At 58.4% G+C, this 24,668-nt stretch carries 18 protein-coding genes and 3 pseudogenes; 9 read left to right on the forward strand and 12 right to left on the reverse strand.

The genetic code is table 11. The features are described 5' to 3' along the window. The 4 genes and pseudogenes from AC2FNA_RS22720 to AC2FNA_RS22735 all read right to left on the reverse strand — a co-directional run. Positions 1 to 511, reverse strand: a pseudogene (locus tag AC2FNA_RS22720) (IS110 family RNA-guided transposase); the annotation flags it as partial. Positions 512 to 641: 130 nt separating this feature from the next. Continuing rightward, a pseudogene (locus AC2FNA_RS22725) lies at positions 642 to 1,170 on the reverse strand (IS6 family transposase). A gap of 159 nt (positions 1,171 to 1,329) precedes the next feature. Beyond that, on the reverse strand, positions 1,330 to 3,147 hold the full coding sequence (locus AC2FNA_RS22730; RefSeq protein WP_496830518.1) for an amidohydrolase: 1,818 nt from the start codon (positions 3,145 to 3,147) through the stop codon (positions 1,330 to 1,332). A gap of 58 nt (positions 3,148 to 3,205) precedes the next feature. Continuing rightward, the gene (locus AC2FNA_RS22735; RefSeq protein WP_496830520.1) at positions 3,206 to 5,095 is read right to left on the reverse strand and encodes an amidohydrolase; all 1,890 of its coding nucleotides are present in this window, start codon (positions 5,093 to 5,095) and stop codon (positions 3,206 to 3,208) included. Positions 5,096 to 5,330: 235 nt separating this feature from the next. Here AC2FNA_RS22735 and AC2FNA_RS22740 point away from each other — a divergent pair, with 235 nt between their 5' ends. Both AC2FNA_RS22740 and AC2FNA_RS22745 read left to right on the forward strand, forming a co-directional pair. Then, entirely contained in the window at positions 5,331 to 6,065 is a 735-nt protein-coding gene (locus tag AC2FNA_RS22740) for a Crp/Fnr family transcriptional regulator (protein ID WP_496830522.1), read from the forward strand. Between the two features lie 585 nt (positions 6,066 to 6,650). Further along, complete coding sequence (locus AC2FNA_RS22745) at positions 6,651 to 7,646, forward strand: flavin monoamine oxidase family protein (protein WP_496830524.1); 996 nt, start codon at positions 6,651 to 6,653, stop codon at positions 7,644 to 7,646. 562 nt (positions 7,647 to 8,208) lie between these two features. Here AC2FNA_RS22745 and AC2FNA_RS22750 read toward each other — a convergent pair. Next, a complete protein-coding gene (locus tag AC2FNA_RS22750; RefSeq protein ID WP_496830526.1) occupies positions 8,209 to 11,874 on the reverse strand; it encodes a GAF domain-containing protein in 3,666 nt (1,221 codons plus the stop codon). A 148-nt stretch (positions 11,875 to 12,022) separates the two neighbouring features. Between AC2FNA_RS22750 and AC2FNA_RS22755 the strand changes: the two genes are divergently transcribed. Further along, on the forward strand, positions 12,023 to 12,436 hold the full coding sequence (locus AC2FNA_RS22755; protein WP_234168256.1) for a nuclear transport factor 2 family protein: 414 nt from the start codon (positions 12,023 to 12,025) through the stop codon (positions 12,434 to 12,436). 353 nt (positions 12,437 to 12,789) lie between these two features. Here the strand turns inward: AC2FNA_RS22755 and AC2FNA_RS22760 are convergent, their stop codons facing one another. Together AC2FNA_RS22760 and AC2FNA_RS22765 are read right to left on the reverse strand one after the other, a co-directional pair. Continuing rightward, the gene (locus AC2FNA_RS22760; protein WP_496830528.1) at positions 12,790 to 13,806 is read right to left on the reverse strand and encodes an NAD(P)H-dependent amine dehydrogenase family protein; all 1,017 of its coding nucleotides are present in this window, start codon (positions 13,804 to 13,806) and stop codon (positions 12,790 to 12,792) included. Next, a complete protein-coding gene (locus AC2FNA_RS22765; protein WP_496830530.1) occupies positions 13,803 to 14,195 on the reverse strand; it encodes a nuclear transport factor 2 family protein in 393 nt (130 codons plus the stop codon). The genes AC2FNA_RS22760 and AC2FNA_RS22765 overlap by 4 nt, the downstream gene beginning before the upstream one ends. Positions 14,196 to 14,452: 257 nt before the next feature. Between AC2FNA_RS22765 and AC2FNA_RS22770 the strand changes: the two genes are divergently transcribed. Together AC2FNA_RS22770 and AC2FNA_RS22775 are read left to right on the forward strand one after the other, a co-directional pair. Beyond that, positions 14,453 to 15,601: a S1C family serine protease gene (locus tag AC2FNA_RS22770; RefSeq protein ID WP_496830532.1), complete on the forward strand. Its 1,149-nt coding sequence runs from the start codon at positions 14,453 to 14,455 to the stop codon at positions 15,599 to 15,601. Positions 15,602 to 15,689: 88 nt separating this feature from the next. Beyond that, positions 15,690 to 16,301 carry a DUF2238 domain-containing protein gene (locus tag AC2FNA_RS22775; RefSeq protein ID WP_496830534.1) on the forward strand — a complete coding sequence of 204 codons (612 nt, stop codon included), beginning with the start codon at positions 15,690 to 15,692 and terminating at the stop codon, positions 16,299 to 16,301. 73 nt (positions 16,302 to 16,374) lie between these two features. On the opposite strand, the gene AC2FNA_RS22780 is transcribed toward AC2FNA_RS22775, so the two are convergent. After that, positions 16,375 to 17,727, reverse strand: coding sequence for a serine hydrolase domain-containing protein (locus AC2FNA_RS22780; RefSeq protein WP_496830536.1), 1,353 nt, complete (start codon positions 17,725 to 17,727; stop codon positions 16,375 to 16,377). Between the two features lie 361 nt (positions 17,728 to 18,088). Continuing rightward, positions 18,089 to 18,445, reverse strand: coding sequence for a hypothetical protein (locus AC2FNA_RS22785; protein ID WP_496830537.1), 357 nt, complete (start codon positions 18,443 to 18,445; stop codon positions 18,089 to 18,091). 392 nt (positions 18,446 to 18,837) lie between these two features. On the opposite strand from AC2FNA_RS22785, the gene hydA reads away from it, so the two are divergent. The 4 genes from hydA to AC2FNA_RS22805 are packed head-to-tail and all read left to right on the forward strand — an operon-like array spanning position 18,838 to position 22,181. Then, positions 18,838 to 20,193 carry a dihydropyrimidinase gene (gene hydA / locus AC2FNA_RS22790; protein WP_496830539.1) on the forward strand — a complete coding sequence of 452 codons (1,356 nt, stop codon included), beginning with the start codon at positions 18,838 to 18,840 and terminating at the stop codon, positions 20,191 to 20,193. Beyond that, on the forward strand, positions 20,142 to 20,594 hold the full coding sequence (locus tag AC2FNA_RS22795; RefSeq protein WP_496830541.1) for a VOC family protein: 453 nt from the start codon (positions 20,142 to 20,144) through the stop codon (positions 20,592 to 20,594). The genes hydA and AC2FNA_RS22795 overlap by 52 nt, the downstream gene beginning before the upstream one ends. After that, positions 20,591 to 21,271 carry an aspartate/glutamate racemase family protein gene (locus AC2FNA_RS22800; RefSeq protein ID WP_496830544.1) on the forward strand — a complete coding sequence of 227 codons (681 nt, stop codon included), beginning with the start codon at positions 20,591 to 20,593 and terminating at the stop codon, positions 21,269 to 21,271. The genes AC2FNA_RS22795 and AC2FNA_RS22800 overlap by 4 nt, the downstream gene beginning before the upstream one ends. Further along, positions 21,264 to 22,181 carry a dihydrodipicolinate synthase family protein gene (locus AC2FNA_RS22805; RefSeq protein WP_496830546.1) on the forward strand — a complete coding sequence of 306 codons (918 nt, stop codon included), beginning with the start codon at positions 21,264 to 21,266 and terminating at the stop codon, positions 22,179 to 22,181. Before AC2FNA_RS22800 ends, AC2FNA_RS22805 begins: the two co-directional genes overlap by 8 nt. Before the next feature lie 259 nt (positions 22,182 to 22,440). Here AC2FNA_RS22805 and AC2FNA_RS22810 read toward each other — a convergent pair whose 3' ends face one another. The 3 genes and pseudogenes from AC2FNA_RS22810 to AC2FNA_RS22820 all read right to left on the reverse strand — a co-directional run. Beyond that, complete coding sequence (locus tag AC2FNA_RS22810; protein WP_496830548.1) at positions 22,441 to 22,965, reverse strand: DUF3833 family protein; 525 nt, start codon at positions 22,963 to 22,965, stop codon at positions 22,441 to 22,443. Between the two features lie 277 nt (positions 22,966 to 23,242). Next, positions 23,243 to 24,061, reverse strand: a complete 819-nt coding sequence (locus AC2FNA_RS22815) for a hypothetical protein (protein ID WP_496830550.1) — start codon at positions 24,059 to 24,061, stop codon at positions 23,243 to 23,245. Between the two features lie 273 nt (positions 24,062 to 24,334). Continuing rightward, positions 24,335 to 24,494 (reverse strand): annotated as a pseudogene (locus tag AC2FNA_RS22820) (IS6 family transposase); the annotation flags it as partial. Positions 24,495 to 24,668: the final 174 nt, after the last annotated feature.

The raw sequence follows: 24,668 nt of genomic DNA on the forward strand, positions 1-24,668 counted from the left end.
AGCCCGTCGTCGGGATCGCTCAGGCGCCGGACCAGGTCGACAACCTTCCGTGGGCCCTGCGCGGTGATCATCCCGAACTCCGCCAGATGTGCTCGGAGTGCGTTGAGGATCATCGTGCGCTGCCGCATGAGCAGGTCGCGCGACCGGTGCAGCACCAACACGGCCTGCTGCTCAACGGTCTTGATCGGCACAAAGCGCATGTTCGGCCGGGTCGCCGCCTCGCAGATCGCTTCGGCGTCGGCCGCATCATTCTTTTGACGCTTCACGTAAGGCTTCACGTACGCGGGCGGGATCAGCCGCACGTCATGGCCGAGCGCCGCGATTTCCCGGGCCCGGAAGTGCGAGGTCGACAGGCTTCCATGCCAATCAGGCACGGCTCAAACCTTGCGAGAAAGTCAAGCAGGGCCCCGCGACGCAGCTTCTTCTGCAACACCAATGCCCCGTTGGCATCCACGCCATGAAGCTGAAAGACGGACTTGGCGAGATCGATCCCGAGTGTTGTAATCTCCATGTGGTCGGCTCCTTCCTTTGTTGGCTGTCACACTGCACCAACATGGCACATTGCGATGCCGTCGGGGTGGAGCCGTCCACACCATCAGACCAATTCGAACTCGTCTCTACATGGGCAGGATGGCTGTCCCTTATTCCGCACAAAGACCGCGCCACTCGGCCAGAGCAGCGGCGCGGTTCATCTTGAAATTTGGTCTGGTGTAGAGGCTGCGCTCCGAGTTGAAATGGCTGAAGACCGAGGCGTGGTCGGAAGCAAACTTCTGCAAACTTCGCATGCGCCGAAAGCGTTGCATCGCCCGTTCTCGTCGTCGAAACGGCAGGTGCGAATTTTCCGCTCTGTTGTTCAGCCAGCGACCCGTTGCCTGCCTGTGGGCATTGCCGATGTCTTTCATCGCCGCACCGTAAGACCTCAACTGGTCGGTCACCAGGACATGAGGTCGACCGTGGCGTTTCATTGATCTTCAAGAACATTTCATCCAGATACCAACATCATCGGCTCGATTTCATCACTTCAATCCGCCGTTTCCTGATCTCGTTGGCGAACATTGGCCCGAAGCTGTGCCACCAAAACCGAACGGCTTCATGGCTCACGTCGATGCCACGCTCGAGGAGCAAATCTTCCACGTTCCGGAGAGACTGCGCAAACCGCACATATAACATGACCGCCAAACGGATGATCTCTAGGCGGGTCTTGAATTAGCGAAATGACGAACAATTGGTTATGACCGGACGCTACAAAACCGCCCTCCCCGCCTCAAGCCAGTTTGCTTTGACAGCACCCGCCAGACCGCATCCGGCCCGACGACCATCATATTGCTCCTAGAATTCGTGGGTATGCTCGCTAATCGCGTCATACATGGCATGCAGGAATTCGTGCGCCATGCCTGGATCTCTAGGGAAAAACGAACGGTCGATACGTCCCTCACGCACGCCCGGCTCTGCCTCATAGACGATCTCTCCCTCCTTGATCGTCACCATGACTTCGAGATCGGCCAGAGTTTCAGGGTCAACGGCGGTTGGATCGTCGGAAAGGATGACGAAATCCGCCAGCTTGCCGACTTCGATGCTGCCTTTGTCGTCTTCTTCGAAGTGCTGCCAAGCAGGCCAGATCGTCATCGCCCGGAGCGCAGTCATCACGTCAACGCGCTGATGTGGCCCGAGTATGTCGCCCGAGCGAGTGCGGCGCGTGACCGTTGCCGCGAGGACCCGCATGCTATCGGGGAAAGCGACCGGAGCGTCGTGATGCGTGCCGAACATCATGCCACGCTGGCGGACCCAGCCGGTGGGCGAAATGTTCTCGGCATTGACCGGACCCACGGTATGATCGCGGTGCCAGTCCCCCCAGTAGAACGTATGCATGGGAAACAGGGACGGGAAGACACCGAGCCGGTTCAGCGCGTCGACCTGGTCCTCGCGAAGGAACTGGCCGTGAATCAGGACGGGTCGATTGCCTGGGTCGCCAAGACGCTCCTGCGCCGAGCCGAGCGCGGCAATTAGCATGTCCGATGCACCTTCTCCGTTGGAATGGGTGATGATCTGCAGGCCGTTCTCGTAACAGAAATCGATGGCCTGCTGGGTCTGTTCCATCGTGATGGCGGAATAGCCAAGGTATCCCGGTGGATAGTCCCCGACCGGATCATAGTAGGGACGGTCACGCAGAGCCGTGAAGCCCTGTGGTGAACCGTCGATTGTCAACTTGCAGCCGCCGACCCGTACGCCATCCACATAAGTCCGAGAGGTGTTTTCGGCGATGTAGTCCGCAGCCTCCAAAACGTCGGGAAAGATCACTACGTCTACCGGCAGGCCATCTTCGGCGGCAACGCGTCTGGCCACCTCGACAACCTCAGGTGTCGCGCGTCCTTCCTGAGCCGTCGTGTACCCATAGCTCACCCAGAGATCTGCTCCGGCTCGGGCGAAGGCCTCGAGAGCCTGGTCGCCAAGCCCGGCCATCAATGGCGCGAACACCGTGAAAAAGGCGTATTCCTCAAGGACGCCATTTGGCTCCCCGTTACCGTCTCGACGGATCACGCCGCCGGGAGGTGCCTCGGTCTCTGCTGTCACACCGGCGATCTCGAGCGCCTTCGAGTTGGCAACGCCGAGATGGCCCGACTGGTGCACGATCATGATCGGGATATCGGCCGAGACCGCGTCGAGTTCATCACGCGTGGGATGGCGCAGCTCGGCGAGTTGGGCATTGTCGTATCCGAAACCGACGATCAATTGCACCTGGTCCACGATCTCACGGTTGTCCTCGACCCATTTGGACAGGGTCGCCTGCAGGCTGGGGATGTCCGTCACCGGCCCGTCCGGAGGCGCAAGCAGGTTGGCCGACAATGCCTGCAGCCCTCCCATGACGACATGGCCATGGCTGTCCACGAAGCCCGGGAGCATGGCGCGTCCGCCCAGATGGAAAACTTCGGTTCCATCTCCGCGATGCGCCATGACATCGGACGCGGTCCCCACGGCGATGATACGGCCATCCCGAACGGCCACAGCCTCGGCAATGCTTCCAGCATCGTCAATCGTCAGGATCGGCCCGCCAGTGTAGATCGTGTCGGCGATCTCCTGCGCCCATGCGGTTCCAGCCGTCATTAGCGTGCTGGCCAGGAGGGCTTGTGAAAAAATGTTCTTGAACATGCTTGATCCCAACTTGTTTGCTGCCACTTAACAATTTCCGTCTCATTGCCGACGCTTGTCAATGAAGGCCATGGGCGACCGTCAACGCGTGATGCAGGGCAGCCTCCATGAACTCCCGTTCCGCATCACTTCCTCCCGGCAGGTCGAGCGACGCCTTTCGTTCCGCCCCGCCTGCGGCAAGCATGCGCCCTTCCATCACCGTACCCCAGACGCCGATGTTTCGGATCTCAGTCACGTCGACCGAGAGAGGGTTCGCGTCGAGGATCGTGAAGTTTGCACGCTTTCCTGGAGAGATCGTCCCGATTTCATCCTCGAGCTTCAGCGAGTAAGCAGCCTCGATGGTGACCCCACGCAGCGCTTCCTCGACGGTCACGCGTTGGTCCGGTGCCGCAACCCGGCCCGAGGTCGTGCGACGGTTCACCGCGCACCACATGAGGAACAACGGATCGGCCGGTGCCATCGGCATGTCGGAGTGGAGCGACCACGGAATGCTCGCCCGGTTTAGGTCGCCCAGACGTACCATCTCATCGGCGCGCTCTGGGCCGAGGCCCACCTTCCCGTATTGATCGGCCAGCGCCGCGACGTAGTAGGGATTTCCGCTGACGATCGCTCCAAGCGTTTTAATACGGGCGACCTGGTCTGCGCCACTCACCGCGAAATGGACGAGCACCGTTCGGTGATCGTAGCGCGGGTTGCGCCGCAGGTTTGTCTCAAGCGTGTCGAGAACGCGGTTCAGCCCTTCGTCGCCGTTGACGTGGATGTGGATCTGGTAGCCCGCGTCCCAGTAGATGCGGAAGGCGCGCTCGAAGACGTCCCGGTCCATCATCCACTCGCCGGTGTGGCCATCGAGGTAGGGATCGCGCACCTGCATAAGCTGCGAATAGATCGCTCCGTCGGCGAAGAGCTTGACCTGCTTGGATGTCATGCTTGTCATACCGTCATACCAAGAGGTGAGCTTTTCGGTCTCGGTGATGACCTGGACGTCGTCGTCATACATGCCCACCATGCTTTTGCCGTCAGGCATGAAGGACCAGCGGAACGGCATGTCGGGGCTCGAGAAGACTGCGTTCACTCCGTCCTGTACGGGTTTGGCGAGGATGCCACCCGGCTCGTTGCCGAAGGTGATCCCCTTCGCGTGCATGTAGTCCCTGCTGAGTTCGAGGCCGGCCTGGAGCCTCTCGGGACTGGCCACCATCGTCGCGATATAGGGCAGGATCGCGAACATGCCCTGTTCCCAAAAGTGCCCGTCCTCGAAGTTGCTCTGCTCCTTCGCTGACGCCGGGAAGGCGTCGTAGGCTTCGCGGGTCAGCTCGCCGCGCTCGAGCGTGGCGCTGTTGAGGAAGAACTCATGACACGAGCGACCCCAGACGAGGATTGGCCGGGTTGAGCTGATAGCATCGAGTTCGGCTCGGGTCAGGGGGCCATAGAACGCCGGGTGATAGCCCCAGGTCAGGACCGGCTCGTCAGGATCGGTCGCTGCCGCGACGGCGGCGGTCAACCGGTCAATGAAGTCCTGCTTGTCCTTAACGGCTGGCACGGTCCCCGTGGGAAGGACCCAGTCCTCGATCGATAGGATCTCGGATGACATGGTCAGCGCGGCGAGCACCGGGTGGTCGTGCTGGGCCACGAAGCCCGGAACGATTACGTGGTCGCCGAAGGTCGTATCAACCTCATAGGCCTGATCTCCGAGAAGTGCGATCGTCTCGTCGAGGGAGCCTACCCAGAGGATTCGCCCGCCCACGACCGCCACCGCCTCGCCCGAGGGCCGCGCAGGGTCGAGCGTCACGATCTCGCGAGCGGTGTAGATGGTCGCTTTTGGCGCGGCCACAGCGAGGCTTCCCACATCCTGCAAGGATCCGGTCAGCGCCGCGGCTCGCCCCGCTGGCGTCAGCGCTGTCGCACCGATGAGGCCAGTCCAAATGAATTTCCGCCGGTCAAGCTGTGCCATACTGAAGCCTCCTCACTTCGAAATCTGCCGGGGCACGGATGACGTTCGGACCCATTTCCGCCCTCGGTCATGGCGTCTTGCGCCCATCACGATACCGGCCTGACGTTCAGGGCGCCGTGGGCTCATGCACACAGCTGCCGCAGAATCGTATTATGCCACGTGGTGGTTGGCGAGATTATCGCAATTGTGACAATTTTTTACGAAACGCGGTGCAGCGACCGAAGGAGAGGCATGGATGAAAACCTTTAGGACAGACGAGACGGACATCATTGACCGCGCGGAAGCCGAGCGTCGGGTGCTTCAACGAGGTTGGCTTGCAGACCAGCCCGAGGATGTCCGAAGCGCCCTGCTGAAGGTTGCGAGGTTGATCCAGTTCTCTGGCAGGGAGTTCGTGTTTCATGCTGGCGACAGCGAAGGCGGCCTCTACGGTGTCGTCATGGGCGGCGTGGGGGTCCACCTGCCGTCGGACGCCGGCGAGACGGCGGTGGCACATGTGCTCCGCTGCGGAGTCTGGTTCGGCTATGGGTCGTTCATGCGGGGGTCGGATAGGCGATTGTCTTTCTCTGTCGTTGAACCCTCGTTCCTGTTTCACGTTCCCCTTGCGAGCGCACAGGAGCTCGCGGGCCGATCGCCCCTTCACCAACGCGCGCTCTTGTCTGTCAGCGAATACGGCATGGATGTCGCCATCCAGGTCATTGAGACGCTGCTCATCCGGAACACGAAGCGCCGGATTGCGGCGACACTCCTGAGGGTCGCGCCCTTCCGGCACAGTGGGAGAACCACGACCGAGGTTCTTGTGACTCAATCCCAGCTTGCGGAGATGGCGAACGCGGAACGGCAAGTCGTGAACCGAGTCCTGAAGCATTTTATGACCGAAGGCTGGATTCATGTCGCCTATGGACGGATCGACATTGTCGATGAGGCGGGGCTCAAGGACTTCATAAACGCGAAGCGGGCGGATGCAATATAGGTGTACGGAGCGGCCCGGACGCCTGGACAATCATCCGTTCCAGGTGCAGAAAAGTAAGGACCCCGCCTGATCACGGCGAGGACTGCGTCAAACGCCAAGGTCTGCATTGAGCTCGAAGCGGCTTTGCTGTAGCGCAGCGGATCGGGTGTGAACCGCACTCCGAAAGCGGCCGTTCCCGAAAGGCAAATGCTTCAGCCAATGCAGCGACCTGACCTTGGTCTCGGGCATTCGGCAGTTGGAAGCGGCCGCACGACAGCGTGGGCCGGAACGACAGCACTGAGCCCACAGGAGACATAGTCGACCGTTAATGTTTGCAGGCGCAGCACCCGAGCAACGAGACCATCAGCTGCGTTGCGGGAAGAAAAGCTGACGTTCGTTCACAGCGCAGCGAGTTTTCGGGCATCAATGTCCGAGTCGCGGGACGTTCGCTGCGTTGGCGATTTCACGTCGCTTCCCCTGATGGGCTATCGTTTCGGCATCATCCTCGTGGCCTGGAGCCTCAGGAGAAAATTCTCGAAATTGGGCTTGAGGGAGAAGTGCGGTTGGGCGTCTATTTGATTAACGCGCTTTGGCCGGGGTATTTTCATGACCAAGACATCTGATGTTTGCATCATAGGGGCGGGGCTTTCCGGCCTTGTGTTGGCGGCGGCGCTTCGGATCGATGGGCACAGTGTTACGCTGCTCGAGGCGCGAGACCGGGTTGGTGGCCGCATCCTCTCGCAAAACGGTTATGATCTGGGCCCCTCCTGGATCTGGCCTCATAACACCCGTATGCTTGCGCTTCTTGATCGCCTGGGCCTGCAAGTTTTTGCCCAACACGCATCCGGTCGCCTCGTCTTTGAAGACGCAAATGGTGGCGTTCGCCGCGATCTCGATTTCGCGACGATGGGCGGCGCGCTGCGGGTCGCGGGTGGGTTGGCCCAGGTTCCGCAGGCCCTGGCAGGACAACTGGGAGACAGCCTCCACCTTGCCTGCCCTGTGCACCGGGTGACGGAAGAGGCCGATGGTGTCATCGTCACGACTGCCCATGGCAGCACCCGCTTCGGTCGTGTCGTCTTTGCTCTGCCGCCGCGATTGGCGGTGGAACTGGGGGCAACGGCGCCCGATATCCCGACCTGGATGGCCGGACATGCAAAGCTGATCGCAACCTATCCGACACCGTTCTGGAGGCCGGCGGGGTTGAATGGCGATGCGATCTCTCATCGCGGGCCTTTGGCCGAGATCCACGATGCCTCGCCCGCCAGTGCAGAGGTGGGGGCGCTGTTCGGTTTCGCCCATGTTGGCGCTGCGCGTCTGCCGGGATTTCGTGAGGCAGCCATTGCCCAGCTGACCCGGCTGTTCGGGGACAGAGCGGCGACGCCGGACGAGGTGTGGATCAAGGACTGGAGCTGCGATCCGGCGACCGCCACTGACGCCGACCGGACGCCACCAGCGGGCCACCCGGCCTATCGTGCGCTGACGCCCACCCGCCGCCTGATCTTTGCCGGAACCGAGGCCGCGTCAGAGGAAGGCGGGTTTCTCGAGGGGGCGCTGGCGGCGGCCGACGCTGCACGGTCCTGTCTGAACTCTGTCATGGACTGATCCTGAAACGGCCGGTGCCAGATGCTATTGTGTTTCCAGTGGGTGTCCGTCCAAGAGGGGTCTTCCTGTCTTTTCGGACGGAGCAATACCTGCCACGCAGGAAAACTGCACTCAATGCTGTCATCTGAAAACTTTTGTTAGATGTCCACAAGGCGTCTGATACGGGTCGCTCAGCGCCAGATGCCACCGAGGCAATGACTGCTTTGACATCCCAATGACTGGATTTGATAGAAGCAGACCTTGGTCCCAAACTAACTTATGTCCGAGTTGCGGGACTTTGCGGCCGGTCGACCTTCCTGGGCGAACGGCTGTTGTTTGCGCATAGTGTCCGAGTAGCCTGGTACCCGCCACAACAAACCTCGAATTGCTGCCGGCGCAAACAAGTGCATCAGGCTGGTTCGCAAGCGGCCGTTCATACATAGAACAACCAACCGAAACCGTCATTAGGCGGCAGCGAGCCCACTGCGGTCTTTTCTCGACCGACCATTGCTGCAACCCGGCAAATGGCCACTGCCGGCTCAATAAAGATACCTTGAAGCTATTTCTAGACGCCGATTGCTTTCTATGCCACGCCGGGTTCGGCCAATTTGAAGACCTCCAGCGGTTCGCGGAGGCCCTTCAGAGTGATTTCTCCTCGGGACTCGACAGGAAAATCGTCTTCGACAGCGATGCTAACCTTTGGACTGAGAAGGATTTCCCCGTCACCGGCTTCATCGCACAGCCGCGACGCAAGGTTAATTGCGGTGCCAGAGGCCGTGTAGTCAAAGCGGCCTTCGGTGCCGACCATGCCAACCGTTGCATAGCCTAGAGATACGCCAACTCCGAAGCCAAGCCGATAGCCCATGCGCTTCCACGTCCTGCACATGTCGGCCATCCTTTCGCGCATTGCGATCGCGAGGCGAATGGCGTCGCCTGCTGGATCTTCGCACGGGATTGGATCATTGAACAAAACCATGATGCCATCGCCCATCCGAAGATCGACGCCGGCACCATGCGCGTTGATCAGTTTGCCCATTTCCTCGTGATAGGTTTGCAGCACGTCGATTGTTTCTTCCGGTTCAGCCGTCTCGCAGAACGCGGTAAAGCCCCGTATGTCACAAAAGAGAACCCCAAGCAGCGCGCGGTGGCTTTGCAGCATTCGCTCGGACCCGGACGAGACGATTGTGTCCGCCACAGCTGACGGCAAGAAGCGCTTCAGCCGTCCCATTCGCTCAATCTCGGTGACCTGATCGCTGACTTTGGCCTCCAAGGAAGCATTCAGGGCTTGAACCTCTGAGGTTCGCGCCTGTAGCGCACGGAACTGACGGGCATTCTCGATGGCTATGACGGCCTGGGCAGCGAAGGCTTCAACCATAGCTATATCGTCACTCGAAAAGGGCTGAACCCGTTTGCGGTAAAGGATCATCGAGCCAAGCCCTGCGTCCGAGGTCAGCAGGGGGACGCACAGGATGGTCCGCATGCCTTCAAGATCGACCTGATTGACGCGCTCGACATTGCCCTCGCGATAAAGATCGGTCTCCACGATATCGTCGATCGAAATCACGCGGCGCTCCCGGATGCATTGGGCGGCACCAAGGGGCGATGTGGCGAGGTCTGCTGTCCAGTCTTCGAACATGGATTGAAGCCGGGCGCCGACCCCGTACTGTGCCGGGCCAGTCAGGTACTGCCCGCTCTCATCGAGCACGGTAATGAAACCCGACTGCGCATCGCAGACGCGGCAGGCGTTTTCCAGAATGGTGTGAAAGACCGGAATATCGTCTTCGCGGGAGGCACTGATGGCACCGAGGACGTGGCTTGTAGCGGCTTCGCGGTCCAGACGTTTCTGCAGGTTGCGGAACTGGCGGACATTTTCCAGCACAATAGCGGCCTGAGACGCAAATGTCTCGACCAGGGCAATCTCATCGGGCGTGTAGGGATGCACCTCCGTGCGAAACAGGATGAGAACGCCTTCACCGCCCTCCGACGTTATCAGCGGCACGAACAGGTTCGTGCGAATGCCGGTATCATCCACGACCGACGTGAAGTGTGAGACGCCGCTTCGATATCCGTCCGTATCGGCCATGTCCGCGACATGAACCACTTCGCCCGTCAGAATGGCTTTCGCTGAAAGCGAGATGTCGGGGTTCATCGAAACCTCCCCGCGCGCATACACATCCAACGTCGCATCGCTGACACCGCGCGAGACCGCCATGCGCTGATGCGGATCGCCCTTCTTGCCGAGGGCCAAAGCGCCTGCACTCGCACCGCACAGATGTATCGCCTTATTGAGAATGGCGTCGAAGACCGGCATCTCATCATCGCGGTGTTGATTGATGACCTGCAAGATTTCCTTTGTTGCCGCCTCCCGCTCCAGCCGCGTCCGCAGTTCCCGGAACTGTCGAATGTTTTCCAGTGCGATCACGGCTTGGGTGGCGAAGGTTTCGACAAGCGCGATCTGTTCGTCGTTGTAGGGACGGACTTCGTGACGAAAGATGATGAAACAGCCGATCCCCTCACCGTCTTTGATCAGCGGAACAAAGAGGTTGGTGCGGATGCCCTGCAGATCGCACAGTTCCACCACATTCGGGATGCCCGCCCGGTACTCGTCGGTGTCCATCATGTTCGGCAGATGAATGGGCCGCTTCTCAAGGATGGCACGAGCGGCGAAGGAGCGTTCGGGATCCATCGGCACGCGGCGTGCGCTGTAGATATCCTCCGTGCTTTGTACGGCGCCGTGATGTGCGATCATGGTTTGATGGCTGTCGGTCCGGCGTCCAAGGACGAGGGCGGCAAAGGGCGCATCGCAGAGCTTGCGGGCGTTGCCGAGAATGGCGTCGAACACAGGCTGTTCGTCGTCGCTTGCGTTGCTGATCGCCTCCAGGATTTCACGCGTGGCGGCGGAACGGTCGAGACGATCCTGCAATTCGCGAAACCGGCGTACGTTCTCGATCGCGATCACCGCCTGTTTGGCAAAGTTTTCCACCAAGGCAATGCTTTCATCCGAGAACGGAGCCACTTCCCGGCGGCTGAGAACAATTGCACCGATACTCACGCCCGCTGCGATCAACGGCACGCAGAGATAGGTGCGATACCCTTCGTCCTCGACCATCCTCCTTCGGGTCGGATTGCCCGCGAGATATAGTTCGGTTTTCGACAGATCGTGAATGTGGCGGAGAACACCTTCGCGAATTGAGGTCGGCAGATCGTTTGGCTGATCCAGCGGCATGACCTCACCCACGCGAAATGACCGCATCTCATCGCCCCAAGCCGCGGCGCAACGATAGGTCTCGCGTGCGCTGTCAGCAAGTTCCAGCCGCGCCATGGGCGCGTTGCACAGTCTGGCGGCGTTGCGGAGGATCGCGTCGAACACAGGCCCTTCGTCATCCCGCGACATGCTGATTGCATCCAAAACCTCGCGGGTTGCGGCAGCCTGAGACAGGCGCGCCTCCATCGCGCCGATCTGACGGGCATTCTCGATCGCTATGGCCGCCTGATCGGCGAAAGCCTGCGCCAGTTCGAGCGCGCGGTCGTTGAATGGATGCACACGGGTCCGGTAGACGCTGAAGACGCCGATCAAACGTCCCCCGGAGGTCATCGGGATCGCTGCCAATGAGCGCGCGCGGCCGAACTTCACCGTCGCAAAGCGCAGCGGATTTTCTTGATGGCTGATGTCCTCGGTACCCACATCGCCGATGCTAACCGGCTTCAGCGATCTGGCGGCCCTGCCGACCGCGGTATCCGGCCCCGGATTGAATAAACCTTGGCTCGCCAGCCAGTCTGCGAAAGGCGCGCTGATGTTGCAGGACCGCATTTCGGTAAACGCCAAATCCCCTTGGTGCTCCAATAGGATACCAAACTCGGCCTCACAAATCTCGAGGGCCTGTCCGAGCACTTCGTCGATCACGTCATTGAGATTCGCGCTGCTTTGACTAATGATCCGCAGGACTCGTGTCAGCGTGCGTTCGCGCCTTATCGCATCATCGAGTTCGAGCGCCAGATCTGCGGCCAGGCCAGCCTTGTCATGATCATCGGCAGGTACGGTCGTGGGATCGACAAGCGCCTGCACCAGCGCGATCTTGGATGTGACGTTGAGCTTGCTGTAGACGGTGCGCAGATGCGACCGGACGGTGGTTGGCGAGATGCCCAACTCTCGCGCTATTTCCTTGTAGCTGGCTCCGTCGGCGTAAGCAGCAGCAACCTCGGCTTCTCTTTTCGAAAGCGTTTCAACAGTTTGTGCCGGATCCGTCATGCCACCCCCTGCAAATGTAGCAGCAGCATACCCCACATCCCTCCTGCATCAATTGGTTCATCTGCACGATATCGCGGCGCCAGCTCGCTGCGTACCTTTAATGGACGACGCGGGGAAAGGCCCCGCAGTTTACGAAGGAGACCAACAGATGAGCATGATCACAGATGCAAAAGCATTCTTCGAAGCCTGTGAAACGGGCAAAGGGTGGGACGGGTGCGCGCAGTTCTGCACCGCAGATGCTAGCTTTTCCTGCCAAGCCGGCGCGCTGGAGGATACGCACACGCTGGAGGCATATGCCGAATGGATGAAGGGCATGCTGACGCCCATCCCCGACGGCCACTACGAATTGAAGGGGTTCGCAGCAGACGAAGACCGAAGCATTGTGCTGGCTTTCGCAGTATTCCACGGCTCACAAACCGGCCCAGGCGGGCCAGTCGATCCGACAGGTGCAGCTGTTGCGACTGACTACGTCTATGCCATGGAATTCGCGGGCGGGAAGATCACGCACATGACGAAGGTCTGGAACGATGGTCATGCGCTGAAACAGCTCGGTTGGGCCTAGTTCCAAAATCTCGTGCGCTCCGGTGGTCCGATGCGTTCGGCACTTGACCGGGTTTGAAAAACACAGTTCGCGGGCAATGATCTGATCGCTGCCTGCGGGCTCAAGATGACCACCAGAGCTTTTCCAGCACTGCGATTATGCCCAACCGCACCTTTCCGTCCTGCCGGCCCGTTCACTGTGCCGTCTACCGCTAGCCGAAGGTCTTTGCTGTTTCAGGTCATTCAGCATGGAAACTTTCACCAACTGACTAAAATCTTCGTTGCTATGCTGCGAAAAACGGGTTCGTCCGCTACTCGGACATACGCCTTATCTGACCCAGTGTCCGCTCCTCGCGCAAGCGGTCGCTCTCCCTCTCAATGCTGCCTGTAACTCGGTGGGTTCAACATATCAAGTGAGCTCAGTCCGGGTGCAGCTGCAATCACGTCCGGAATACGATTTACCAGCGTCGAACAGGTCGTGAATCGGTAGTTCGCGTCTTCGCAATTGAGCTGAAGATTTGGTTCTCCCTGCACCTTCCAGAAATTGTTGTCTGTTTCGCCATCCCGGTAGATGCGCCCTTCCATTGCAAATTCGAATTGCGGGCCTTCCAGCGTTGTCACGACTGTCCGGTCTATGGTTCCGATCACATGGCCCGCCGCGACCTCATGGTTCAAGCTGCGGCAATGGATCTGCGCACTCGCAGTGACAGCGGTGACATCGGAAGCAATGGATGCCACGCTAAGTCCAAGACGCGCGACGAGTGCCTCCAGCGTTTGACGGGCAACGAATTCAGGCCAGCCGGATGTTTCTACAAACTCGTCGAAGTCTTCCTTGGATCGTCCAATCAGAAGATGGTTGGCAACCTCGGGCCCGTAGTCATCCACATTCCAGCGACAATGTCCGATGACGTTTTCGATCCTGTGGGAAGCCCCCAATAGAGTGGTGACCAAGTTCAACCAGAACACATCCTGCGCGCCTGACGCCGCGAGTGTAACCCCTTTTGCCTTCGCCAGAGCATCCAAGGCCTCCGCGTGATCCGGTGCCGTTGTCCATGGAAAAACTGTTTCTTCCTCAATGGTCACGACATTCACGCCGTTCTCGAGGCAGGTTTCGAAGTGCTTATGCATTGAATTCAGATAGCTGCCGACACACACCACCGCGACATCGGCTCCGCGGGTTAAGACCGCCTCAGCGTCGCTTTCAATTGGGACACCAAGATGTTTTCCAAGCCCGGCGACTTCGCCGAGATCACGCCCAACCTTAGAGGAGCTGCGCCCCACAGCCCCAACAATCTTGGCGCCCTTGTCCACAAGTAGGCGCGTTGCCAGGGCGCCCATCGCCCCCACGCCGTACACAACCACCCGGATGTCTGAAAACGGCCCGGTGCTCATCCCGCAACTTGGCGGTCGTAGTCCTCGCCGTCAAACCAGCCCAATGAGGAGGTGACCTTCATGTCATCATTGAGTTCCCATTCTTCCCAACCCTGCACGTTCAATGGGTTGCCCGTCTCCGCGTGATGTCCTGTAAAGGTCCACATATAGACAACATGCGAACCCGCGCCGCGAATACCGTCACAAGTAAGGTGCAAGTCAGGCACGTCGGCATGAAAGCCTGCTGCCATCGCCGTAAGACCTTCGTGGCCCTCAGAGGGCTCGCCGCGGTTAATGACAATGCTGCTGCTAGCTACATGGAAGGCTGCGACATTCTCGGGAACCTTTGAGTTCCAAGCAGCTGTGTAGCGTTGCGCCAGATCGTCCAAATCACTTTGAGTAAATGACATCTTGTTCTCCCTGTATTGGGGAAACAGTATTTTTCATTGGCCGACTTGGCAAGAATTTGGCTCGACGGCAAAGCCAAGGCGGCTGGTTTGTCCGCAACTGAGACATCGGACGTGGCCGTAGCAAACGGCAGCTTTTCACGAGAACAGAAGTTCGTCTCGAACGCGGTGATCGGCAGTGACGAGCCCTTACCGGAAGTACTCCAGCCACGGAGCTCAATTGTTCCGTCGGGCCATCTGACACCGATCAATTCCCGCCTATGTCACTTGTTGTATCTTTTTGTCTGAACGCAGGTGGAGGGGAAAAGGTGGTGATGCTGAAATTTCTCAAAACTTTCTGTGCATCAATGATTGCGTCAGCGCTGGCCTTGAGTGTCACCGCCAAAGAACCGGACTGTACGTTTTCGGCGACAGAAGTCTACGAGAGGATAGCTGACAATATTGTAAAGATAATCAGCTTCAGTATTGATCAGCATAGAGTGTTAGAACGTGTGCGGCCTGGAATAGGGTCTGGCATCGAAATCGAACCGGGTCTCATTCTAACGAATTATCACGTGGTGCAGGGAGCAAAACTCATCGGTGCGAGCACAAACGACTGGGCTTTCGAGGCCCAGTTGCTGGGGGGCGATCCAGTCCTTGATCTGGCGTTGCTCCGTGTGCCGTTCTACGAGCGCAACTTCGTCGCACCTGAGTTTGGCGCATATAACGATCTCGATGTCGGGCAAGGCGCCTATGTTCTGGGCTATCCGCTCGGTGTCGGGCTCACGCTGAGCGAGGGGCTGGTCTCGGGACTCGACCGGCAGATCCCGCTCAATACGCTGTCTTGGACCGCGCGGTACATTCAGACCGACGCGGCAGTCAGCCCCGGAAACTCCGGAGGTGCGTTGCTTGACGATTGCGGACGGATCATCGGCTTGGTGTCAATGATTAGTAGTCACCCGCAGGCCGAAAACATAGGCTATGCCTTGCCGATCGACAGCATAATGCCTCTGGTCGGGGAAATTGAAGAAAAGGGTTATGTCTCGCGCCCGTGGCACGGTCTTTACGGGCAAATGATGACGCCCTTGATTGCCACGCTGCTCCTGACGGACCCGGCCAGCGTTCCTGAAGGGTTCATGGTCGAAACCGTCGAACCGGGGTCCGCAGCCGATAAAATTGGGATCAAAGGTGGTTTCCTTCCCGTGATGTGGGGTGTTTCCGAAATTCTTATCGGGGGCGATGTCATCACCCATGTGAACGGAGAGCCGATACGTTCGCGCGAGGACGCGCTGAAAACGGTTGGAGCCCTTGAGATCAGCGATGTCATCAGCCTGACGGTCTGGCGGGACGGAGTGTCATTTGAACTCCAGGCGGAGCTTGAAGAACGCCCCAACTTCGAAAGCGACTTGTGGGTCAACGGTCAGCGATAGCCGCACCCTGGAACCGACGCGCAGACTCTGGAACATTGTCAAGAGCTTCGAGAGATAGAGCAACGAAAGCAATGAGGACAGTGCCCAGATGGACCTACACAAAAACGAGCGCCCGGTCGCGGTCTTCACCGTCGGCTATGTTGTCGTCTTCACGATCTGGTTTGTATCCAGCGGTAATTACGAATTCGTCGTCTATGTCGTTTCGATGCTGGTTCTCATCGGCCTTGTCGGGAAAAGCCTGAGAACCGCTGAATATCCGGTCACCATGTTATGGGCACTGTCGGCATGGGGGTTTTTGCATATGGCAGGAGGTGGCGTTCCGGTTGACGGTTCGGTGCTCTATTCGCTGCAACTCGTCCCGATTACGCCCGCAGACGGCGAAATGAGGTTGTTGAAATACGATCAGGTCGTTCATACGTTCGGATTTGGCGTCACAGCGTGGGTTCTCTGGCATCTGCTGCGCAGGATTTTTCCGCAGATGATCGGCACAAAAACCATCCTGATCTTTCCAGCGTTGGCATCCATGGGTCTCGGCGCGGTCAATGAGATCATCGAATTTATTGCGGTGCTGTCTGTTCCAGAGACAAATGTCGGTGGCTATCTCAACACGGCGCTCGACCTTGGTTTCAATGCCTTTGGCGCAGTTTTAACAATGCTGCTTATTGCGGTATTCGCATCGCGCGAACAACTCCACGCGTGACGCGGTGGTCGTCGAGTTGCCTTGGAGACCTGTCGCAGTTCAGAGCTTTTCTATACCCCAAACCCCCGCCCCGTCAGCGAAACAGGTCATTCACAATCGCGCGCGGGTAGGCGATCAGATAGAGCGAATTCGCAAAAGTCGTTGAAAAATATGCAATTACCGTATCTGTAACCGGAGATACATAGAGGCCCTGACCATTGATGCCGGCCTTAAAAAGGTCCCCATCCTCGAACACCGCGTCCCATTGATATGCAGCCCCTAAGGGCGCGCCTTCCCGTCCGAAACCGGCGACCATGCGGTTACCCTGCACACCTTCAAGATAGATATCGGGGTTGGCGGCGGCATATACATCCGCCAGATAACTCTCCGGCACGACAGGCGCGCCCGACGCTTTGCGCCCGCTGGGCGTGAATAGCATGCCGAAACGGGCGAAATCCCTCAACCTTGAGGAAAACGCGCCTGCCGCCAACGCCTCCCCGGCCGAAGACAAACCGAGCAAGGCATCGCCCTCCATGCCTGCCGCGCGCCAGATGCGCGCACTGATCACCTCATTGAGGGGTCGCTGCGTCACCGCCTCTACAATCAGGCCCAGAATCTGCGTGTTGTAAGAAGAGTATTGGAAAGCTGTCCCCGGCGCGCGCACCTGACCGACCTTCGAAAGCGCTTCCAAAATCGACACCTGCACAGGTTCGTTCCGTCCGGCCAGCGCTCGGGAAAAACCAAAGCCGATCGCGTGGTTCGGATCCGAAATCGAGGTATTGGTTTCCTCATAGTCCAGACCGGTGCGCTGATGCAAAACGTCCGCGACAGAGATCGCCCCAACAGGTATACCAGATGTGAACGGAAGGTACCGCGAAACCGGCTCACTCAAATCCACGACGCCTTCGTACACGAGCTGATGGATGAGCAGCCCGGTGATCGGTTTCGACGCGGAATTCCAAGAATGACGGTGAAACGGCTGCATGCCCGGATAGTCTTCGAAGACAATACGCCCCTTGTGAACGACAACCATGGCCTGCACCCGAGAGCGCGGATCGGAGATCGCCTCCCAGAGGGGCATGGTTCCGAGCTGAGTGGTGGCAACAATGTTTGCCACTGCCGGCAGAGGAGCATTTTCCAAGCCGACCACATCGCCGCTTCGCGCAACATGCATTGTGTTCAACACCTCTGACAAGTTCAAATAGGTGAAGACCGTGCTGTCTGTGCCGGACCAAAAGTCGATTGCCCTGTACCCTGTTCTGAACCGCTCCGCGTCCTGTGCAGTGAACCCACGTTTCCAGGTGGAAACCGGTGTCAAACCTTCTGGGATCGCATAGGCTTCTTCAGAGGCCAGTTGCCCCGCAGGATGCAGGCTTAAGACCATCAGCGTACCAATGGCCAACAGCGACCTCTGCGTGCCCAACCTCAGCGACAAACCGTTGTTCATGACCGTTCGGATGATCCTGTTTCGTGACATCTTCAACCCTCCCCGATCGTTTCACAGTTCAAGGACTTTACTCTCGCGCGGAGGCGCCATGCGATCAGTAGACGTTATGCCGTGAGCGTCGTTTTCCGTCTTGCAGGCGCCTCCATTCCGTTCCGGGTTGATCGCCGGAAGCTTCTGATGAGTTGGCAAGTGAACTGTCAATTTAAGCGCCACTTCGTCCTCCCCGCATTTTCGACCCAGCATCACAGACCCTTGGATTCTTGTCACCCTGCCATGTTTGATAGTCAAAACGCGTTTTCTGGCGTCGACGGCGAACGACAGATTTGTTCGGATTGTGTTGAAAAACTCGACGCCGCGAAATTCACACCAAAATCTTGGAACAACGCCCCTCCGATTTAGCCCTCAGGAAACTACGTTCGAAAAAGCGAGCTTCGGCGGGAAGATATTCCATGAATTTGGTAACCTCGGTCCAAACACAGAGTTTTTCAACACAATCTCTGCACAGCTGTCGATTATCCGGCTTTTCATGCTGCAGAGCGAACGAACGGCCGGTTCGGTGAAGCTGCGTTGCAGCGTCTGGGTGGCCGGGGATCGATAACACGCGGCCGACTCTTTCATGGGCTGAGTCTGCAAACCGCGCTTTGCGCCGGTTCGGGCGGGTCGCAGCATTGGTCAAGATGGGCTCTGTGCCCGCATTCGCTGCTTTCGGCACGAACATCGGCTCATGGGATTCGAACGACCGAGCTTTGAACGAGACGACCGAAGATCAAAGGCTTGCACAAAATTGCCGATGGCCGGTTCCGTTGCGCCTTCTCGGAGGCGCTTGCTGCGCGAACATTCGGCGGCTCCGAGCCCAGAGCAGACCTCGGTGCTTGGTGCAGCACCTGATGCGAAAGGTGGAAAGCACACATCTGGCCTTTCAGCAAACTTGGAAAGCCGTGGCGGCTTCTCGGCATTTGCCGTCGACCTGAACTTACGGAACGCTTTGCATCGGCTCGAATAGAGGGCATTCTTCAAGATGAGATTCTAAACTCGCGACGGGCAAAGATTTTGACTGATGGGATAGATCTTTTAATTCAAGATGGATGGGTTGTTACGCCTGATGGGGTTGTGCGCGGTGACGTAGCAGTTTCAAATGGCAAGATCATTTCTGTCGGCACACCAGTCGCAAATGCGAAAGCGCAGATTGCGGCCGAGGGGAAATGGGTGATGCCCGGCGGGGTAGATCCGCATGCTCATATTGAGCAGATGTCCGGCATGGGACAGTGGAATGCCGATACGTTTGAAACCGCCACAAAATCGGCGGCGATGGGCGGCACCACCAGTGTCATCTCATTCGCGGCACAGGCAAAAGGCCAAACGCTGTCTGAGACCATTTCCGACTATGCCGCGCGCGCGTCCAGAGGGGCGATGATCGACTATGCCTTTCACATCACGTTGACCGACACCAACGTTGCGGGCTTCGATGATGATCTGGTCAAACTGATTGGCGCGGGTCACAGGTCCCTCAAGGTTTTCACGACCTACAATATCCAATTAAACGATGCTCAGTTGCTGCGGATTTTTCAGAAAGCCCGGGAATGTGGTGCTTTGGTCTGCGTTCATGCGGAAAACGACGCGATCATCTCCCAAGCACGGGACCAGTTGATCAGCGCTGGGCAAACCTCCCCAAAGGTTCACGCGCGGTCTCGCCCCAAAATGGCAGAAATCGAAGCGGTAGAACGCATTTGCCGGTTTGCCGAATACTTAGACCAGCCCGTGATGCTTTTTCACATTTCGACGCAGGAAGGGGCTGCGGCTGTTCAAGCGGCCCAGGCGCGGGGTACTCCGGTCTGGGCGGAGACCTGTCCGCATTACCTTTTCATGACAGAAGCCGTTTTGGACAAGCCGGGACTGGAGGGCGCCAAGTGGATGTGTTCGCCCCCGCAGCGGACCAAACCGGATCAGGACGCTTTGTGGACTGCGCTTCTGAACGGAACACTCAGTCTCGTCTCGTCGGATCACGCGCCCTATCGTTTCGATGAGACGGGCAAATTGTCGGCCGGTCCAAACTCTGGTTTCCATCAGATCGCCAACGGGCTGCCAGGATTGGAAACGCGACTGCCACTTCTCTTCAACGAAATGGTGACAGAAGGGCGCGGCGGGCCCGAAGCCTTTGTCCAACTGACGTCACACGCTCCGGCAAAGCTCTATGGGTTGAAGAACAAAGGCGCGATTGCCGAAGGGTTGGATGCGGACATCGTTGTTTGGGACCCCGCAAAAACCGTGACCTACAAGGCCAACGATTTGCATGACAATGTGGGTTATAACCCCTGGGAAGGACACCGTGTGACAGGCTGGCCGGAACACGTCATCCTCCGCGGAGCGCCGCTTGTGGAGAATGGTAACTTTCTTGGCGAGCCGGGAAGCGGCCAGTGGATCGACCGACCAGTTCTGGCCACAAAGCCAAGGGGGCACGCCAATTGAGCGCAACCAATACCAGCCGACCCGAAGCGCCCAGTGAACTGGCGATCACGTTCTTCTATTTTCGAGATCTGCCGCAAGCGATGCGGTTTTACGAGGATATCCTCGGCCTCCCGCTGGCGATTGATCAGGGCTGGTGCAAGATCTACCGGATCTGCCCGGGCGCGCATGTCGGCCTTGTTGACGAGACCAAGGGAATGAACAAATGGGCCGCGATCAAACCAGTGCAGCTCTGCATCCGCGTGCCCGACGTGGATGACTGGTACGCTTATGCAAAAGCCAAACAGCTGGATGGATTGTCTCAACTCTTTGTAAACGACGAAATCGGTATCAGGGCTTTCGTGTTCAACGATCCCGAGGGCTATCAGATCGAGATCCAAACTGCGACGCGGGCCGGCGCATGAACGCGCTGGTCGTCATCAACCCAAATTCATCACAGACAGTGACTGACGGGATCGATATGGCGATTGATCCCTTGCGCAGCTTCGGAATTCCCATCCGGTGCCTGACCCTTGCAGAAGGCCCACCGGGCATCGAATCTCAGCAACAGGCGGATCTGACCATCGCGCCGATGCTGGAACTGGCGGCCGCTCAAAACGATGCCGCGGGCTATGTGATCGCCTGTTTTGGTGATCCAGGGCTGCACGCGCTGCGCGACCAGACCTCTCTGCCCGTGGTCGGTATCCAAGAGGCGTCTGTCATGACGGCGCTGACCTTGGGCCACAAGTTTGGCGTTATCGCCATTCTGCCTGCCTCCATTCCGCGTCATCTGCGGGCCTTTGGGGCGATGGGCGTGTCAGGTCGGTTGGCAGGCGACCGAGCTCTTGGTCTAAGCGTTGCAGATCTGGCCGAGGATGGCAAAAGCCTCGATGCCATGATTGCAACCGGCAAAAGGCTGCGCGACGAAGACGGGGCTGATGTTCTGATCATGGGCTGTGCCGGCATGGCCCGGTTTCGCGGCCCTTTGCAGGACGCCACGGGCCTTCCGGTTGTCGACCCTGCGCAAGCTGCAGTGAATATGGCCTTGGGGCAAATCCGCCTGAACCTATCACATAAGGTACAGAGAACTGACCATGCTTGATGAATCCACCCAAGGTGTTTTCACCATCGCCGCCACGCCGTTCTTGCCGGATGGCGCGCTCGATTTCGACAGCATCGATCGCATGATCGACGCCTATATCGAAAAGGGTGCAAACGGCCTGACGATCCTTGGGATGATGGGAGAGGCCGGAAAGCTATCGGCTGCAGAATCCGTGTCAGTAGTTCAACGCGTGACATCCCGGTGCACGGTGCCGGTTGTTGTCGGCGTTTCTGCGCCCGGGTTTGCGGCAATGACTGCGCTGAGCAACGAAGCCATGGATGCGGGCGCAGTGGGCGTCATGGTGGCGCCCCCCATGGGCCTGCAGACGGACGCACAGATTGTCAGCTATTTCCACAACACGGCAGACGCGCTGGGGAAAATTCCGTTTGTGCTGCAGGACTTCCCGCTTGCAACAGGTGTGCAAATCTCACCCTCGGTCATCCTGAAAATTGTCGAAGACTGCCCGACCTGCGTGATGCTCAAACACGAGGACTGGCCCGGTCTGGAAAAGATAACGACGCTGCGCAACGCATCCGATGCAGGATCGCGCCGTATCTCGATCCTGTGCGGCAATGGGGGGATGTACCTGGTAGAAGAATTGCTGCGGGGAGCAGATGGCGCGATGACTGGGTTTGGATATCCCGAGATGATGCGGCAGGTTCTCGACGCTTTTGAAGCTGGGGATCTGGATCGTGCACGTGATATTTTCGATGCCTATTTGCCAATGATCCGATACGAGGCGCAGCCGGGTCTGGGGTTGGCAATCCGAAAGCACTCTCTGGTCCGCCAGGGCATCATTCAACATTCCACGCTTCGCAAGCCCGGACCGGCACTCACGGCGGCGACAATTGCAGAAATTGATGCTCTCGCCGTTCGGCAAAATAGGCGATTGAGCGATTTGGGATTGTAGACCCGATGTTGGACTAGCGGTCTGCTACCGCGCTACGTCCTGTCTTGCCTATTGGACTTGTAAAGTTCACTTAGGTCTCACTGCGGCCATCCAAACCGAGCACGGCGAGCAGACGGCCTCGTTTCGAGCGCATGACCCAAACCGTGCTGACTTGCCCGGTCAAATCGCTGCATCGCCGCTTTCGTTGGCCTGTCATTTGCGCCTCCTGCCACGGTGAGCAATGGCAGTTACTAGGTCCGGTTCAGCGGCTCGTGTGCTCTCAAAGCCGTTGCATTTCAAAGCGCACGCGCCCGACCGGAATGCCAAGACGTGTCACGATCGCATCGTTGATTACCCTACCATCGGGATCGAAATAGATGACATCCTCGAAGCCCAGTCTGGTCACTTCGTCTCCTGACCGGAAATCGGCCAGATAGGAGAGCCGGATCTCGTTTCCAGTCTCCACGACATTCGCCACCCCTACCGTGTCTTCCCGCCGCCCCGTCCACTTGCCAGACCCTGCTCGGTCAAAAACCCATGTCAGGCGATTTTGCTCGCCATCGTCATAGAAGAAGTCTTCCACGACCGTCAGACGATCGTCGTCAACTCGACCGTCAAGGCGCGCTGTGAATCTTCGCTCTTTGCCTGTCAGGTGGACTCTGAAGACACCTGCGCCGGTCGAATTTCCCGAGAATGCCTGATCGAGTGTGATCGGGTCGCGCGGCCCTTTGGGTGAGGTCGGCACGCGCGTGCATGCGGCCAGTGCAACAGAGCCAAAAAGAAAGGAGCGACGCATTATCGACATGTATTACCTATGGGTCCGAAGCAGCCTTAGAAACCGCCTATATGCACTGTCTATCTAGTCCGTCACGTCGCTGCGTCGAGCACGGAGAAAGACGATGGAAGTCCCCTGAATTGGTGTTTCCACGTCGGTAGAGCGCACGTTCCGGCCACACCGGAAAAGGGTGCTCTCAACAAAATACTCTCTGGGCCAACCTGGCTCTTGCGGCGCAATGCGCTAAAAGCGGACATGGTAACTGACGACGCAGGCCGAAACCGATGTTTCACCGAACGCCTTGCGGCTACAGCGCGGGTTTGCCAATGCCTGCCGCCATGAGCCACATCTGATCGAGCGCGTCGATTTCCTCAACCTCGTAAGGGACGGTTGCTTCCCAGTACCTTCCCGAGGGGATGACATATCCCAAATCCTCTTCCCGCTTCTTTGCCGCGTCGAACAGAGGACTATTAAAGCCCGTTGGATTGCGCGGTTTGTCTGCAAGCTCCTCGAAAATCACGCTCGGGAAGACGAGCCTGCTTTCGCCGAAAGAAAGCCGTACACATGCGCATCCCATTTGATGCGCATGTAGCATCAAGCGAGCAGATTTGGCCTCCAGGTTGCGAAGGCTTGGATCGCGCCGCAAAGGGTCGGCTTGACCGTTTCCATAGAAGTGTGTCCGGCTTGCGTTGGAGTAGACCATGTCGCAGCCAAGGAACCCCATTACGGTCGGTCGCAACGTGGCAAGGGCCCAGTAGCCAGCGGTGAACGCCATTGTCCCACCCGCATAGAAGACGCCGCCGAAAAGATTGTTCGCAGGAACGTAGTCACGAGATGTAATCAGCCGCTGATGCTCTGCCACGGATGATGGCCACCGGTCGGGTGGAAAATCGTCAGGCGCAACGACGTAGTCCCAATCATCCCGCAGCCGCCAGGCATTATTGATCGCAACAATGTCCGACACGCCCAGCTTGGGCCAATCCCGGCAACGAACAGAATCCGGCGCACTCCCTAAGACAAGCACAATCCGCACTGGGATACTGGAAGACGCCTCCGAATACTCCAGTTCCCGGTCACTCAGCCGGCGAGTGTCGGTCTTGACATCTTTCGGTCTAGGATCGGCCATCCGCAAACTCCGCAAGACCAGAGACGTCGGTCGAGACGCTGGTTTCCTTGAGTTGATTTAGAGTAAGTCGACGGCGGGGCCAGCTATTTGGGATGCCCCAAAGGAGCCCAGAGCGGCCGCACTCGTTAAGCCCATTTGGTTTGACAGCGCCCCGTTCTCCATTGATCTTCACAAACATCTCATCCAGGTGCCAACTCCACTGCGGCTAGGACCGGAGCCGATCTGCGCGCTTCATGCGGATTTCGGACGCGAACATCAGACCAAACCGTTGCCACCAGAACCGGACCGTTTCGTGGCGGACATCCACGCCGCGCTCGTGAAGCAGATCCTCGACATTGCGCCGCGACAGCGGAAATCTGACGTACAGCATCACCGCCAGACGAATGACCTCCGAGCTGCTGTGGAGGTATTTGAACGGATCGCGTTTCGGCATGTTCAAAGGCTACGAGACCACCCTGCCCGCCTCAACCGGAGTCCCTCTGACACCGCCCTGGGCAGGACTTAAAATAGCAAAATGACGATCGTCTGGTCATGGCCGGACGTCACTATACCGCCCTCCCCGCCTCAAGTCGGTTTGCTTTGACAGCACCCTCCCCATGGTTAAGTG

This window comes from Ruegeria sp. YKSD163, from assembly GCF_059612905.1.